At 70.4% G+C, this 14,095-nt stretch carries 17 protein-coding genes; 8 read left to right on the top strand and 9 right to left on the bottom strand.

The genetic code is table 11. The features are described from left to right. The first annotated feature begins 11 nt into the window (after positions 1–11). The 5 genes from ctaD to ACWIE7_RS09270 are packed head-to-tail and all read left to right on the top strand — an operon-like array spanning position 12 to position 5,892. Positions 12–1,766 carry an aa3-type cytochrome oxidase subunit I gene (gene ctaD, locus ACWIE7_RS09290; protein ID WP_454057745.1) on the top strand — a complete coding sequence of 585 codons (1,755 nt, stop codon included), beginning with the start codon at positions 12–14 and terminating at the stop codon, positions 1,764–1,766. Positions 1,767–1,807: 41 nt separating this feature from the next. Then, the gene (locus ACWIE7_RS09285; RefSeq protein WP_454069094.1) at positions 1,808–2,884 is read left to right on the top strand and encodes an NAD(P)H-dependent amine dehydrogenase family protein; all 1,077 of its coding nucleotides are present in this window, start codon (positions 1,808–1,810) and stop codon (positions 2,882–2,884) included. Beyond that, a complete protein-coding gene (locus ACWIE7_RS09280; protein WP_452100443.1) occupies positions 2,881–3,867 on the top strand; it encodes an esterase/lipase family protein in 987 nt (328 codons plus the stop codon). Before ACWIE7_RS09285 ends, ACWIE7_RS09280 begins: the two co-directional genes overlap by 4 nt. 52 nt (positions 3,868–3,919) lie before the next feature. Further along, entirely contained in the window at positions 3,920–4,930 is a 1,011-nt protein-coding gene (locus ACWIE7_RS09275) for an esterase/lipase family protein (protein ID WP_454069093.1), read from the top strand. Beyond that, positions 4,927–5,892 carry an esterase/lipase family protein gene (locus ACWIE7_RS09270; RefSeq protein WP_454069092.1) on the top strand — a complete coding sequence of 322 codons (966 nt, stop codon included), beginning with the start codon at positions 4,927–4,929 and terminating at the stop codon, positions 5,890–5,892. The genes ACWIE7_RS09275 and ACWIE7_RS09270 overlap by 4 nt, the downstream gene beginning before the upstream one ends. A 17-nt stretch (positions 5,893–5,909) precedes the next feature. On the opposite strand, the gene ACWIE7_RS09265 is transcribed toward ACWIE7_RS09270, so the two are convergent. From ACWIE7_RS09265 to ACWIE7_RS09255, 3 genes are all read right to left on the bottom strand, one after another. Beyond that, positions 5,910–6,830: a L,D-transpeptidase gene (locus tag ACWIE7_RS09265; protein WP_452100446.1), complete on the bottom strand. Its 921-nt coding sequence runs from the start codon at positions 6,828–6,830 to the stop codon at positions 5,910–5,912. Positions 6,831–7,423: 593 nt separating this feature from the next. Then, positions 7,424–8,191, bottom strand: coding sequence for a TSUP family transporter (locus ACWIE7_RS09260; protein ID WP_454057740.1), 768 nt, complete (start codon positions 8,189–8,191; stop codon positions 7,424–7,426). Between the two features lie 52 nt (positions 8,192–8,243). Continuing rightward, on the bottom strand, positions 8,244–9,155 hold the full coding sequence (locus ACWIE7_RS09255; RefSeq protein WP_454069091.1) for a hypothetical protein: 912 nt from the start codon (positions 9,153–9,155) through the stop codon (positions 8,244–8,246). Positions 9,156–9,308: 153 nt separating this feature from the next. On the opposite strand from ACWIE7_RS09255, the gene ACWIE7_RS09250 reads away from it, so the two are divergent. After that, the gene (locus tag ACWIE7_RS09250; RefSeq protein ID WP_454057738.1) at positions 9,309–9,887 is read left to right on the top strand and encodes a DUF1990 family protein; all 579 of its coding nucleotides are present in this window, start codon (positions 9,309–9,311) and stop codon (positions 9,885–9,887) included. Here the strand turns inward: ACWIE7_RS09250 and ACWIE7_RS09245 are convergent. Next, positions 9,867–10,481 (bottom strand): TetR family transcriptional regulator, encoded by a 615-nt coding sequence (locus tag ACWIE7_RS09245; protein ID WP_452100450.1) that lies wholly within the window; start codon positions 10,479–10,481, stop codon positions 9,867–9,869. The two genes, ACWIE7_RS09250 and ACWIE7_RS09245, sit on opposite strands and share 21 nt — an antisense overlap. Before the next feature lie 78 nt (positions 10,482–10,559). Between ACWIE7_RS09245 and ACWIE7_RS09240 the strand changes: the two genes are divergently transcribed. Together ACWIE7_RS09240 and ACWIE7_RS09235 are read left to right on the top strand one after the other, a co-directional pair. Then, entirely contained in the window at positions 10,560–10,691 is a 132-nt protein-coding gene (locus tag ACWIE7_RS09240; RefSeq protein WP_454069090.1) for a hypothetical protein, read from the top strand. Positions 10,692–10,697: 6 nt separating this feature from the next. After that, positions 10,698–11,105 carry a DUF2020 domain-containing protein gene (locus ACWIE7_RS09235; RefSeq protein WP_454069113.1) on the top strand — a complete coding sequence of 136 codons (408 nt, stop codon included), beginning with the start codon at positions 10,698–10,700 and terminating at the stop codon, positions 11,103–11,105. A 10-nt stretch (positions 11,106–11,115) separates the two neighbouring features. Here the strand turns inward: ACWIE7_RS09235 and ACWIE7_RS09230 are convergent, their stop codons facing one another. The 5 genes from ACWIE7_RS09230 to ACWIE7_RS09210 all read right to left on the bottom strand — a co-directional run bounded on the left by ACWIE7_RS09230 (position 11,116) and on the right by ACWIE7_RS09210 (position 13,847). Further along, on the bottom strand, positions 11,116–11,718 hold the full coding sequence (locus ACWIE7_RS09230) for a TetR/AcrR family transcriptional regulator (RefSeq protein ID WP_452100452.1): 603 nt from the start codon (positions 11,716–11,718) through the stop codon (positions 11,116–11,118). Positions 11,719–11,832: 114 nt separating this feature from the next. Continuing rightward, positions 11,833–12,099, bottom strand: a complete 267-nt coding sequence (locus ACWIE7_RS09225; RefSeq protein ID WP_452100453.1) for an antitoxin — start codon at positions 12,097–12,099, stop codon at positions 11,833–11,835. Positions 12,100–12,200: 101 nt separating this feature from the next. Then, entirely contained in the window at positions 12,201–12,479 is a 279-nt protein-coding gene (locus ACWIE7_RS09220) for a GlsB/YeaQ/YmgE family stress response membrane protein (protein ID WP_230930571.1), read from the bottom strand. A gap of 157 nt (positions 12,480–12,636) precedes the next feature. Next, the gene (locus ACWIE7_RS09215) at positions 12,637–12,954 is read right to left on the bottom strand and encodes a GNAT family N-acetyltransferase (protein ID WP_452100454.1); all 318 of its coding nucleotides are present in this window, start codon (positions 12,952–12,954) and stop codon (positions 12,637–12,639) included. Continuing rightward, the gene (locus ACWIE7_RS09210; RefSeq protein ID WP_452100455.1) at positions 12,951–13,847 is read right to left on the bottom strand and encodes a universal stress protein; all 897 of its coding nucleotides are present in this window, start codon (positions 13,845–13,847) and stop codon (positions 12,951–12,953) included. Before ACWIE7_RS09210 ends, ACWIE7_RS09215 begins: the two co-directional genes overlap by 4 nt. Between the last annotated feature and the right edge of the window lie 248 nt (positions 13,848–14,095).

Raw genomic sequence — 14,095 nt, 5'->3', positions numbered from 1 at the left:
AAGGGAGTGCCATGTCATCAACGCTTGCCCCGTCGAGTCGAGCAGTCGGCGGGGGTGGTGCACCTGTCGCCGCTCCGCGCCAGGGGCAGACGCCCTGGCAGATGCTCACCACCACCGATCACAAGCAGATCGGCGTGATGTACGTCGTGGTGTGCTTCATCTTCTTCTTCATCGGCGGTCTGATGGCGCTGCTCCTCCGCGCCGAGCTCTTCTTCCCGGGAATGCAGTTCCTGGCGAACGAGCAGTACAACCAGCTGTTCACCATGCACGGCACGGTGATGCTGCTGTTCTATGCCACCCCGATCGTGATCGGCATCGGCAACTACGTGATGCCGCTGCAGATCGGTGCCCCGGACGTGGCGTTCCCGCGGTTGAACGCCTTCGGTTTCTGGCTGTTCACGTTCGGCGGGATCATCGCGCTCTCCGGGTTCCTCACGCCCGGTGGCGCGGCCGCGTTCGGCTGGACCATGTATATGCCGCTGGCGGACAAGATCCACTCGCCGAACGTCGGTGCGGAGCTCTGGATCCTCGGGGTGGCGATCGGCGGGATCGGCACCATCCTCGGCGCCGTCAACTTCATCACCACTATCGTCTGCCTGCGCGCGCCGGGCATGACGATGTTCCGGATGCCGATCTTCACGTGGAACCTGCTCATCACCTCGGTGCTGATCCTGCTCATCTTCCCGTTGCTCACCGCCGCCGCGATGGGCGTCTTCTACGACCGGACATTCGGCGGGCGCATCTACTCGGCAGGCAACGGCGGGGCCATCCTGTGGCAGCACCTGTTCTGGTTCTTCGGCCACCCCGAGGTGTACGTGGTGGCGTTGCCGTTCTTCGGCATCGTCTCCGAGGTTTTCCCCGTGTTCTCGCGTAAGCCGCTGTTCGGCTACGCCGGCCTGGTGTTCGCGACCCTCGCGATCGCCGCGCTGTCGATGGCGGTGTGGGCGCACCACATGTTCGCCACCGGGGCCGTTCTGCTGCCGTTCTTCTCGTTCATGTCGTATCTCATCGCCGTGCCGACGGGCGTGAAGTTCTTCAACTGGATCGGCACCATGTGGAAGGGCAAGCTCACCTTCGAGACGCCGATGCTGTTCGCGCTGGGCTTCCTGGTGACGTTCTTGTTCGGCGGCCTGACCGGCATCATGATGGCCTCCGCGCCGATCGACTTCCACATCCACGACTCGTACTTCATCGTGGCGCACTTCCACTACACGCTGTTCGGGACGATCGTGTTCGCCACCTTCTCCGGCGTCTACTTCTGGTTCCCCAAGGTCACCGGGCGGATGTACGACGAACGGCTGGGCAAGCTGCACTTCTGGCTGATGTTCATCGGCTTCCACACCACGTTCCTGGTCCAGCACTGGCTGGGGAACCAGGGCATGCCGCGGCGCTACGCCGACTACCTGGCGAGCGACAACTTCACCGTCCTCAACCAGATCTCGACCGTCGGCTCGTTCATCCTGGGTATCGCGATGCTGCCGTTCATCTGGAACATGATCAAGAGCTGGCGGTACGGCGAGATCGTGACCGTCGACGATCCGTGGGGCGCGGGCAACTCGCTCGAGTGGGCCACCTCCTGCCCGCCGCCGCGTCACAACTTCGAGACGCTGCCCCGCATCCGCTCGGAGCGCCCCGCCTTCGAGTTGCACTACCCGGAGATGTCGGAGCGGATGCGCGCCGAATCCCATGTCGGCGGCCGGCGGAAGTCCCACGATCCGCACTCGTCCAAGGACGTGGCCGAGCGCGGGCCGTCGCCCAACAGGTGAAACAGGTTCTACCGGCGGCGGTGCGCGGTTAGGGTCCACCCATGACGATTCGCGTTGTGGAGTGGTCGACCGGATACCTGGGGCGGATGGCGGTCGAGGCGATCCACGCCCGGCCCGAACTCGAGTTGGTGGGCGTGTTCGTCTCCGACCCGGCCAAGGTCGGGGTCGACGCCGGACGGCTGGCCGGGCTGGACCGCGACCTGGGCGTGACCGCCACCGACGACCGCGCCGCACTCCTCGCGCTGGAGCCCGACGTGGTGCTCTACACGGCCGAGACCGAGACCCGGTTCATGGGCGGGATCGAGGACTTCACCGAATTCCTGCGTGCCGGCATCAACGTGGTGGCCTCCGGCCCGGTATTGCTGCAGTACCCGCACGGGACCATTCCCGAGGAGATGATCACCGCGCTGGCCGACGCTGGCCGCGAAGGCGGGTCGACGCTGCACGTGAACGGCATCGACCCGGGCTTCGCCAACGACGTCCTGCCACTTGTCATGACGAGCCTGTCCCGCCGGATCGATCTCATCCGGGTAGGGGAGATCGCCGACTACTCCGTCTACCACCAGGGCGAGACCATGCGGCGTCTGTTCGGATTCGGACAGTCCATGGAGACCCTGCCACCGCTGCTGCGGCCGGGCATGCTCGCCGCGGGCTGGGGTTCGGTGGTCCGTCAGCTCGCAGCCGCGCTGGAGGTGACCCTGGACGAGCCGCTGGTCGAGCGGCACGAGCGGCTCGCGGCCGATCGTGACCTGTCGCTGCTGGCGTGTGAGGTGCCCGCCGGGTCGCAGGCGGCCCTGCGGTTCGAGGTGGTGGGGCAGGTCGACGGCGAGGACCGCATCATCCTCGAGCATGTCACCCGCACCGCGCACGATCAGGCGCCCGACTGGCCGCGGCCCGACCACGGCGACGGTTGCTACCGCGTGGAGATCTCCGGCCAGCCGGAGATGCGGGTGGAGTTCACCCACCACGATGCCCACGGCGACCACAACGTCTCCGGCATGCTCATCACCGCCATGCGACTGGTCAACTCGATCGAGGCCGTGGCCGCGGCGGAGCCTGGCCTGGTCTACGCAAAGGACCTGCCGGTGATCACCGGCCGTGGCTTAATGGCCAGATGAAGATCCTCTCCAGCGCAGGGGCGGTAGTGGCCGCCGCGCTCCTCGTGCTCGCCGGCGCGGCAGCCGCCCCCGCGGCCCCGGCCCCGACCCCCGCGGCTGCCCCGGCTACGGATCCGGCGGCGCGGGCCCCGATCCCGGTGCCGACTTCGTTCGCCGAGGGTGTCGCGGGTGCGCTGAATTCGCCGGGCGGTCAGCTGCCCGGCGCCAACGACTGGTCCTGCCGGCCCTCGGCGGACAAGCCTCGTCCCGTGGTGCTGGTGCACGGCACCGCGGGTGGGGCCGTGACCAACTGGGGGACCTACGGCCCGCTGTTGCACAACGAGGGCTACTGCGTGTTCGCGCTGACCTACGGGGCCCTGCCGGGGCAGCCGTGGCCGATCAGCGAACTCGGTGGGCTGGCGGACATCCTCGAGGTGTCGGTTCCGCAGGTCGGCGGGTTCGTGGATCGCGTGCTCGAGGCCACGGGGGCCGAGCAGGTGGACCTGGTGGGCCACTCGCAGGGCACCCTCGTCTCCGGTCTGGTGGCCAAGGTCGGCCGCCCGGGGCGCGTGCACGCGGTGGCCTCGCTCGCGCCCCTCTGGGACAACTCGGAATCGGAGGCACTGGAGGGATTGGAGTCCGTGCCCGGGCTCCTGGACCAGGTCAACCGGGTCCTGCCGCCCGCGTTGAGCCAGATGGGCCCGGACTCGGCGGCGTCCCAGGCGCTGTGGGAGGGCGGCACTCCGTACGCGCCCGGCGTGCGTTACCTCAACGTGGTGACGCGCTACGACCAGTTGGTCACCCCGTACACCGCCGGGATCGTCGAGGGGCCGCTGGCCACGAACGTGGTCCTGCAGGACGGCTGCGAGGAGAACCGGTCCGAACACACGGCGATCGTCGCTGACGGTCGTGCGGCAGACCTGGTCCTCGCTTCGCTCGATCCGGCGACGCCCCGCGAACCCCGCTGTGAGTCGACAGTGGAACGGGCGCCGGGCGGTTCGTGAGCTGTCCCGGTTATCCAGGTCAGATGTCGTACGGCCGTGGCTTAATAGGCGCATGACAATCCTGCGCGCCGCTTGCACTCTCCTCGCCGCCGTGACGCTCGCAGTGTCCGGGGCGGGCGCCGCCACTGCCCAGCCTGCCACTGCCCAGCCTGCCGCAGCCCAGCCCGCCACCGACCCATCGATGCGGGCCCCGCTGCCCGTTCCGTACTCGTTCTTCACCGGCGCCGCCCAGGCGCTCACCGCCCCGGGGTCCGAACTGCCGGGGGCCAACGACTGGTCGTGCCGCCCCACCCCGGACAAACCCAGGCCGGTCGTGCTGGTGCACGGTACCTCCGGCGGGGCGGTGACAAACTGGGCCACCTACGGTCCGCTGCTGCACAACGAGGGGTATTGCGTCTACACCCTGACTTACGGCGCCCTGCCCGGTCAGCCGTGGCCGGTGAGCCTGCTCGGCGGGCTGGCGGACATCACCGAGGTCTCGGTGCCCCAGGTCAGTGAGTTCCTCGACCGAGTCCTGGAATCGACCGGAGCCGAGCAAGTGGATCTGATCGGTCATTCGCAGGGCACTCTCGTCTCGGGTCTGGTGGCCAAGGTCGGTCGGCCGGGCAAGATCAACACGGTCGCGTCGATCGCACCGTTGTGGGAGGGCTCCCGCGGGACCGGATCCGGGGCGATCGGCACCGCGCTGGCCAGCGGGGATCGCGGACGGGCGGAGGAGATCGCGCCGTCGCTCGGTCAGATGGCCGCGGGTTCGGACATGCTCGAGACCCTGTGGGCCGGTGGCAGTCCGTACGCCTCGGGCGTGAACTACCTCAACCTGGTGACCGTCCACGAGCAGGTGGTTCAGCCGTTCACCTCAGGGATCGTGGAGGGGTCGAACGCCGCCAACGTGATCATCCAGGAGGGTTGCGAGCAGAACCACGCCGAGCATCTGGGCATCGCGGCGGACGGCCGCACCGCCGACTTCATTCTCAACGCCCTCGACCCGGCCAATCCGCGTGAACCCCGTTGCGAGGCAGTGGCTCCGTACGTGGGACCGATCCCATCGCTGCCGGGCTCGTGAACCGCTCTGCGATCGCTGACCTGCTCGCGGCGGCAGCCCTCGTCGTCGTCACCCCCGGGCTCGCGGCGGCTGCCCCCACATCCCCGACACCCTCACCGCCGACACCCACCGCCGACCATGTCCCGTGGCGGTGGTGGGACGGCGCGGCGTATCAACTCACGCACGGCCTGGCCGACCCGCCCGCCCTGAACCGCGACGACTGCCGCCCGACCGCAGAGCGCCCGCACCCGGTGATCCTCGTCCACGGCACCGGGCTCAACGGCGGCAACTCGTGGGCGACCATCGGCACGGCGCTGACCGCGGAGGGTTTCTGCGTGTGGGCGCCCACCGTCGGGGCGCCAGAGGGGATGGGCTCGACGGGAGGACTCGACTCGTTGACGGGGGCGTCGGCGCCGCAGCTGGCCTCCGAGATCGACCGCGTGCGGGGGCTCACCGGCGCCGACCGGGTCGACCTCGTGGGGCACTCGCAGGGGGCGATCGTGGCGTCGTTCGTCGCGGCGACCGTCCGTGCGGACGCGGTGCGCACCGTGGTCACGCTCGGCGCGGACCCGGCACGATCGGGGGAGGGGCCGCCGGAGTTCGTCACCGCGATGCTCGGGGTGCTGTCCGCGGAGACCACGCGACGCGACGCCGAGGCGACCCTGGCGTGGCTGGGCGATGAGGGCGTGCCGTTCGCGCGCGGGGTGCGGTACGTGGCGGTGTCCTCGGACTACGACGATCTCACCGGGCCCGTCGTGGCGCCGATCGTCCCGGACTGGGTGGACCTGCAGGTCGTGCGCCTGCAGGACGGGTGCGAGGCCGACCGCTCGGGGCACCTGACCGTGCTCGCCTCACCGCGCGCCGCGGACCTGGTGGCCGACGCGCTCGCCCCGGCGGAAGGTGCGCCCGCCGAAGCGCACCCACCGCGATGTGTGGCCGCCGACCAGGTGCTGGGGGTCCTGGCGCCGGTGCCACCGCGGTAGCGGTCGCCCGGTGCTCGTCAGTAGTTCCAGTCGCCCTGCCCGTCGAAGGCGCCGAACTGCTTGCCCGGGCCATTGATGACGATGAACGGATCCCCGTTGCCGGTGTTCTCGTAGTACCAGGCCGCGTCCTCGGGGCTGATGTTGATGCAACCGTGCGAGACGTTGCGCGCGCCCTGGTCCGCGACGGACCACGGGGCGGAGTGGATGAAGATACCGTCGTAGCTCAGTCGCACCCCGTCGTTGACCACGGTGTCGTAGCCGCCGGCATCCTGGGCCAGGCCCCACGTCGCGGAGTCCATGTGGACCTCGCGGGCGCGCCAGCCGTTGTAGTAGATGCCGTTGTGCGTGGGGTAGGCGTCGCGGCCGGCGGAGGCCTTCATGACGCGCTCGACCACGCCGTTGCGGGTGACGGTGACCTCGTGGGTGTTGTCGTCGTAGGTGGACACCACGGCGTCGCCGGTACGGAAGGTGTGTTCCGCGCCGCCCGCCCAGACGGTGACGGCGGTGGCGGCCGGCCAGAACTCGTGCGGCCGCCAGCGCAGCTCCGTGTCGCCGACCCAGTAGAACTTGCCCTCGACGCCGGGCGTGGTGCGGATCCCCACCGCCGCCTCGGCGGCCGCGCGGTCCGCGACGGGGCGGTCGAAGGTGATCATGACCGGTTGCGCCACGCCGACGGTCTCGTCGCGGGTGGGGTAGACCGAGGCGACCTGCGCCTCGATCGACGGCCGCTGGGGGGCCAGGGCGGGAACCGTCAGGACGGGCAGTCCGGGCATGAGGAAGGTGGGTAGGGGCGCTGTCTCCATGCCGACCGCGCCGGCCGAGCCGGAGGAGCCGAAGCCGCCGGCGAGTGACTGTGCGGAGGCGGCGGGGGAGAGTCCGACGACGACGAGACCGGCGGCGGCAAGGACGGCGGCGGTCGAACGGGTGCGGCGGTGCATCGATCTCCTCGGGGCGCGTGCCGCGGGCGGGCGGCGGTGTTCGGGGAAGGCGATCCGAGACGGCCGGCGTTCAGTACTTAGAAACACTAATCACACCAGTCACTCAGATAACTTGCGTAACACTACCGCGAATCCGGGTGCCGTGTACATCCCGCGGGCGCTGCGGCGATACGGGCGCGGTGGCGCCCGGTCCGGCGCGGCGCGAAACCCTGCCATCGTTTGTTGGCATCGACGCGGAGGGAAGTGCAGGTAGATGCCGCGAGAGGTGTTACTGACCAAAAGTCAGTAGAATAATCGCAGTTCACCGGCTTGATCGCGCTGTGGGCGCAACATATAGTCCAATCAGTCACCAACCGAGGGAGGTGGCGAGGTGAAGGACTGGTTGAGGGACCACGACTTCACGCTGAGGGGCCGGTCATACGGACCGGAGCACCTGGGGGGGTGCTGGCCCGCGGCCGGACAGGCATGCGAGGCGGCGTGAGCGCGCGATGCGCGATCCGCCGAATACGGGAACGGCGTCGGAAGCTGAGGGGCTCCGACGCCGTTTCTCTAGTTGGCCTCCAGCCCGCCTCTAACTCTCGAGAGACGCGAAGCTAGATGATCCCGGCAGCATGCCCGAGCCCCCGCCCGAGGAGCAGGACAGCGCCGGCGGTGACCACCACGACGGCAACCCTGCGGCCCGCCTCTGCGGAGACCCGCCGGGCCAGGACTCCTCCCAGGAGGACGCCGAGCGGCACCATCGCCACGATGAGGCCGATGACGATCATCGGTGGGAGTTCGGAAATGGGCGCGGCGCCGACGCCGATCTTGGTGATCACGGACGTGGCGCCCATGGTGCAGAAAATCGGTTGAAGGGTCGCGGCAAAGGACCGCTGTCTCCAACCAGTCGCCTGCGCGTAGACCAGCATCGCGGGAGCGGCCACCCCCACCGCGGTGTTGAGGAACCCTCCGGCGGTGCCGGCCACCGCAGCAGGGAAAGGGCCGCTGACCTGCGGGATGCGCGCGATCGCCGTCATGAGAAGCGTGCCCAGCAACGCCGCCCCGATGATGATCTCGAGCCAGCTGCGATCGACGGCGCCGACCAGGAGCGCGCCGGGCACGGACCCCACGACGATCAGGGGCGCGAGACGGCGATACCGACGCCAGTCGATGTCGCGACGCAGCATGATCGCGATGAAAGCAGCGGAAAAAGTGGTGGTCACGTTGGTCAGCAGGACTCCGGCGACGGGCCCGAGGATCAGCGACAGGGTCGGCGCCACCACGAGCCCGACCCCCATCCCGCTGACCCGCTGCAGCACCGTGCCGAGGACGACGGACACCGCCGCGACGATCAGGAGGGGTGGACCGATGTCGCCGAGCATGGAATACAGCATTCCAGGTGCGTTGGTCCGTGCTGCCGGCGGTGCGCGCCGCTCAGGCCAGGATCTGACGGGCGACCCGGTGTAGGCCGGCCAGCGCCTCGGCCTCCGCCTCCGGGCTGCGAGCGGTCTCCGGCTGGACCAACGTGATGTGCCACAGGTAGTCGCCGGTGACGAGGATCGTGTGCACCTCCACGCCGCCGCCGGTCGGCGCGGCGAGGCAATCGATAAAGGCGGTCGCCAGCGGCGGCGAGACGGGGCCCGGTGCGCCGGGTGCGGCGGGTGGCGCCCCCTCGACGGTGGCGGCCAGTGTGCCGCGGACCTCCGAGCACGCGTAGCGCGCGCCGAGCATCAGCGGCTGTCCGGCGAGCGCCGCCTCCGCTCCGCCCTGCGGCTCGACGACGCCGGCGGCGAAGGTGTCCGGCACGATGCCCGGCTCGAAGGCTGGCGGGGCGGGGGCTTCCGTGGTGGCGGTCGTGGTGGTCGCGCCGAGGTTCCAGGGGTCGGTCTCGTCGGCACCGTCGGCACCGTCGGTGCCGTCCAGGTCGTCGGTGCCATCAAGGCCGTCGGAGTCGTCCGGGTCGTCGAGATTGTCGTCGGAACCTGTGCCCGTCGCGGCCTCGGCCCGATCGGGCGAGCCCGGGCCACCGTAGGTACAGATCAGGCCCAGGTCGCCGGAGCCGGTCGGCTCCACGTCGGGCATCTCGGCATCGGTGAGCGTGATGACCTCGGCGGTCGTCAGGTCGAGCATCTCGCAGGCGTTGAGTCGCTCGTTGGCGGAACCGCTGCTCGCGATCATCGCCTCGGCGGCGTCCATCTGCAGGTTCGGGGTGAGTCGCGGCGGGCCGGACTCCGCCTCGTCGCCGAGACCCGAGCAGCCGGCGAGCGTCAGCGCGGCCACGGCGGCCAGCGCTCCGGTGACGCCGCGGGACGGGGACGGCGAAGTCGAACGCAGCGAGGAACGCATGGCCCCGATCCTACGGCGCGGGGTCGCGGGTCCCGCCTCCGCTCCTGCCCGCCACCCGGACGAGCCGACTCTGTGATCGGCGTCACCGTCTTGACGTCCGACGTTCACCGAGAGTGTGCCGTCCGCTCAACTGGTCTGGTGAGACTGCATGTCGTGGAGCCGATTTCTGACACCGTCACCGGGCGAGACCGCCGACCGGCGCAGCTGGGTGGCCGGGCGCTCGGCTATCAGCGTTCGATCCTCGCCGGTCCCGGTCGATGTCACGCCCCCGAGGGCTGGGCGGAGATCTCCCTGACGTCCCGGCTCGGCGAGGGGACGGCCCTGTTCGACGTCACCTCCGACGACCTCCTCGGCCTGGACGCCCACTGCCGTGCCGGGTTCCGGCTGGTCGGGGCAGACCCGGGCCTGCCGTCGGACGTCGACCTGCTGGACGGGCCCATGCGTGGCCCCTGCCGGGTGGTCGACAGGACCGACGAGTCGCTGCGGCAGGGGCTCGTCGTCGGCACCCTCGAGGGCAACCCCGCGGTGGCCGAGCACCGCTGCCACGTCGATCTGGATCCGGACACCGGCGCCGTGACGGCGACGGTCCGCACCACGTGGCGCCCCGGTTCGGCCTACGTCCTGCCCGGCGCCGGACGTCGCGAGGCGCGGGCGTACCGGCGGATGGGGCAGCGGCTCGTGCGCGCGCTCGGGGCCTGCCGGGCGCCGGGATCAGGAGTCGTCGGGCCGTAGGATCACCGCATCGGTGACGGCGTCGAACGACTCGTCGATCAGGTTCTCCAGCAGCGCCCCGGATTCGTCGGTGCGCCACCGCTCCACGGCGACCCGCAGGATCGCGATGGAGGCCGCCGCCACCGTGGCCGCCTCGACCGAGTCGGGGGCCAGACCCTCCCGCTGGCACACCAGCTGGGCGAGCCGGCCCTCCAGCCGCGCGAACAGCGCGTGCATCTCGGTCTGGATGCCCGGTTCGTGCCGCCAGAGGTCGTGGAAGCGGTCGAACTCGGGGGACTCGCGCCGGGCCGTCGACACCTGGTTCCACATCAACCGCGACAGCGCCGTCATGGTGGGCACCGACCGGTCCGACAGAAACAGCTGCACCGCCTCGGGTTCGGCGGGCGGCACGTAGGGGATGCACGCGGCGACCTTGGACGGGAAGTAGTTGAAGAACGTACGCCGGGAGACGTTCGCGGCGCGCGCGATCTCGTCGACGGTGACGTCGTCGAGCCCGCGCTCGAGCACCAGGTCGAGCGCCACGCCGCTGATGCGGACCCGCACCGCGCGGCGGCGGCTCATGCCCGGCGGGCCGGAGGACTCGGTGCTGCTCATCTCGGCCCTCCTGTCCGTACCTCGTGTGATCGACTGCCGTCGATGTTACGGAGCGGCCTCCGCCCTATCCTGGCTGGCATGACCACTCGCACCGCCGCCGCCCTCGCGTCAGCCTCCGTGGCGCTCCTCGCCGTGCTCGCCGGATGCGGTGGGACGGGCTCCGATCAGGAGACCGGCACCATCAGGACCGAACCGCTGCCGGCCCCGTAGCGGGAACTGCCGCCGGTCCAGCCGGCTGCTGCCGCGGACTGCCCGTACCTGTCGGTGGCCGAGGCGGCGGAGACGGGCGCCGCCCCGGTCACCGAGGTGCGGATCGACGAGAGTATCGACCCGGCCGCCTGCTTCTTCTACGGGACGGACGGCTCCGTGGTCCTCACGACCACCGTCTATACGGTCGACTCCGCCGAGCGGGCGCGCGAGCTGGTGGCCGAGTCCGCGCCTGAGGACACGGCCGAGGAGGCCACCGCCGACGGTGGCTGGGCCGGCGCCCGCACCGGGGGCGCGGCCGGCGCGCTGGTCGTGCTGTCCCGGGGCGACCAGCTGCTGGCGGTGCAGACGGTCAACGAGGAGGCCGGCCCGGCGCAGCAGGTGGCCGAGCTGGTCGGCCCCCGCCTCGCGCAGTGACCGGCCCGGGTCAGATGGGGTCGGTGATCATGCCCAGGATCAGCTCGGCCATGCTTCGGGCGGTCATGGACGTGGTCTGGACCTCGCCCAGCATCGCGGCGGTGACGGCACCGTCGTGGAGCAGCGCCAACCGGTCCGCGAGGTCGGCGATGTTGTCCGGGTCCTGCAGGCCCATCCCGGCCAGCTCGGCGCGCAGGGTCTCGGCGACCCAGGCGCGCTGGTCGGCGACCGCGGCACGGATCGAGCGCTCGCCGTCGGTGTCGGGGCTGGGGAACTCGATCGCGGCCGCGATGTGGCAGGAGCCGGGGGTGGCGGGCTCGACCCGCTCGCGGATGATGTCGAACAGGGCCAGGACGCGGCCCCGGGCATCGGGCGAGCGGTCGGCGCGGCGTCGCCACAGCACCCGGTCCCGCTCGGCCACCGATCGTAGGTAGGCCACCACGAGCTCGTCCTTGGACCCGTACGTGTTGTAGAGGCTGGCCTTGGCTACGCCCGCCTCGCGCAGGATCCGGTCGATGCCCACGGCCCGGATCCCGTCGGTGGAGAACAGACGGGTCGCCGTGGCCAGGAGCCGCTCCCGCGGCCCGGGCTTGGTCGACCGTGTACTCGTCACGGGTTACAGACTATCGGCTGTGACCACCGACACCGCAGGGCCGGTGCCGCGTGGAGCGGGCGCCGGCCCCGAAGATCTGGCAACGGGTGCTCGAAGGGTGTCGAGCCGTGCCGGTCAGGCCGGCGGGCGACCCCCCTGCTCGGGGCCGGGATCGGGGGTGGGGGTGCCGTCCGGCGCGTCGGGCACCTCGGGGGCGTCGGCAGTGCGTCCGGTGAGGAACTCGCCGGCCTTCTCCTGCACGCGGTCCGTGTGCTGGGCGTGCTTACCGCCGGTCTTCCTGTCGAACATGTCGCCGGCCTTGTCGATGACCGAGTCCACCTTGTCCGGGTTCTTGCCTGCGAGTTCCTTGGCCTTGGCCAGGCCCTTGTCGAGAAATCCCATGTCGGAGTCCTTCCTGCCTTCCTGCCTGGTGGCCAGCGGCCCGGCTCCGCGTGGGAGGCCGGGCCGCTGGATCGTACGGGTTCGTGAGGGTTGTGGTGGGGTCAGACCTTGGTGCGCCCGCGGCCCTTGACGGCCGCGACCACCCAGATCAGCAGACACGCGCCGATGATCGCCGCGATGAAGCCCCACAGCGAGAAGGCCTCCGGCATGCCGCCACCCCCGGTGATCAGCGAGACGATAAGGCCTACGACGAACGCGCCGACGATTCCGGCTACAACGTTGGCGACGAATCCCATCTGGGCGTTCCGGCCCATGATCATGGACGCGATCCAGCCGGCGATTCCACCGACGATGATCCAGGAGATGATGCTCCACAGCATGGTGGTTGTCCTTTCCGAGAGTCGTTCTCGGCCCAGGGGTGGGCCGCTCACTCAGGAGAACACGATCCGGCCACGGACGCTTCCGGTCCACTCCACTGTGCGGTTAAACGTCGCTCATCCGTTACCGCGCCGTGTCCGGCTGTGGGCCCGGCGCTGCTCAGGCGAGGTCGGCCGAGTCCGGGTGTTTCTCGATGTACCGGGCGACGAACGAGCAGGCGGGATTCACGCGGAGCCCCTTGCCCCTCGTCTGCTGTAGGGCCTCGCCGATCATCCGGCCGGCCAGACCGCGACCGCCGAACTCGGTGGCCACGACGGTGTGCGGGAAGGTGCGCACCCCGGAGGCCGTGCCGGTCCCGGGCGCGTCCTGATAGTCGGCGAACCCGGCCACCACGTCGTCGACCAGGATCTCGAAGCGGCCGGCGACCTCGTCCTCACGGACCCGGATGTCCTCGGCGCTGCCGGGGTCCCCGCTCATTCGTGGGCCTCCGGACGGACGACCATCACGGGACACGGCGCGGCCTGGAGCAGCGCGCGGGACGTCGAGCCCAGGACCATGCCGGCGAAGCCGCCACGCCCGTGGGATCCGACGACGACGAGCTGTGCCCCTTCGGACTGCTCGACCAGGGCGCGGACCGCGCGGTCCCGGGTCACGTAGCGGGTGACGTTCACGTCCGGGAAGCGGTCGGCGAAGCCGGCCAGCCGTTCGGCCAGCGTCTGGTGCTGCTGCTCCTCGAGTTGGCTCCAGTCGTCGTCCGTGAGGGCGATCCCGGCGGCCGCGGCCTGGACCTGCGGGTCCATCCAGGTGTGGACGGCGATCAACTCGGCGCCGCGGGCCGAGGCCTCGGCGAACGCCCAGTCGGTGGCCCGGGCACTGATCTCGGAGCCGTCGATACCCACCACGACGGGGCCGGTGCTGTCCGGCTGATCGGTGTCCGTGCGGGTCACCACCACCGGGCAGAACGCGTGGCTGGCGACGGCCGCGGAGACCGAGCCCAGGACCATGCCCTTGATGCCGCCCAGGCCGCGGGAGCCCAGGACGATGAGCTTGGCCTTGCGCGAGTAGTCGATGAGCACCTGTGCGGGGTTGCCCTCGACCACGGCGTGGCCGATCTGGATCTCCGGAGCGATCTTCTGTGCGGTGGCCCTGGCGCTCTCGATGATCGGGTGGCACTCGCGCTCGAGCTCGTCGTAGACGGGCTGGGGCGGCACCATGCCCTCGGCGAACATGGCCGCCGGCATGGTGTAACTCGTGACGAGCAGCAGCGGGATGCCACGGGTGGCGGCGGTGTTGGCGGCGTAGGCGACTGCGCCGGTGGACGCAGCAGAGCCGTCGACACCGACTACAACGGTGTTCTCGAGGGAAGCCATGCCGTCAGCGTACCGCCGGGATCGGCCTGCGGAAGCGGCTTGGCGAAGGGTGGGCGAACGGGGTTACGCCGCCTCGGGGAACGGGGCGTTCGACGGGTAGGCGAGGTTGAAGCTGCCCTGGAACGCGGGCAGGATCGCGCGGCCCGGGCCGAACAGGAAGAAGTCGACGACGGCGTCGATCATGGTTGCTCCTGGTGCTGAAGTGATAGATGAGGCGCAGGTGAGTGTAACGCACGGATTAGGCTCGG

The sequence above is a fragment of the Dietzia sp. NPDC055343 genome (genome assembly GCF_053645265.1).
This window is presented reverse-complemented; position numbering and strand designations above follow the sequence as displayed.